The organism is Virgibacillus carmonensis (assembly GCF_057836705.1).
This window is the reverse complement of sequence record NZ_JBYQFJ010000428.1, coordinates 1-512: the sequence shown is the minus strand read 5'-3', so window position 1 is coordinate 512 and position 512 is coordinate 1. Positions and strand designations below refer to the sequence as shown.

Here is a 512-nt window from a genome sequence, read left to right as displayed (position 1 = left end):
GAAAATGGATCCGGACGATGATTAAACAGGTTCGTTCAGGGCAGGTGATTGCTGATGAACATACAGCCTTATATGCTATGTCATGGCGCCGAAATCTAAACGGCAAATTAATGAGCAGGCAAATGGCTGCGGTAGAATTGATCAACATTCTACGACCGATTGTTGCTATTGCAAGATACGTGACATTTGGTGCTTTGGCTTTGCATCTTCACCCTGAAACACGCAGGAAGTTACAATCAAATGAAAATGATTATAGCCAAATGTTTGTCCAGGAGGTTCGCCGTTTTTATCCATTTGGTCCGTTTCTAGGTGCACGTGTACGTAAGAGATTTACTTGGAGGAATCATGACTTTAAGGAAGGAACATTGGTATTGCTTGATATTTATGGACCAAATCATAGTTCTGCCATTTGGGAGAGCCCAAATGAGTTTAACCCGGAGCGATTTCGAGATTTTCAAGGAAGCCCATTTAATTTTATTCCGCAAGGTGGCGGCGACTATATGGGACATCGC

1 protein-coding gene is annotated in these 512 nt (G+C 42.8%); it reads left to right on the top strand.

What is annotated here, in order from left to right; genetic code table 11:
• Window positions 1-17: 17 nt before the first annotated feature.
• A partial coding sequence (locus AC3G7N_RS22710; protein WP_489424355.1) for a cytochrome P450 occupies window positions 18-512 on the top strand: 495 nt, incomplete at its 3' end.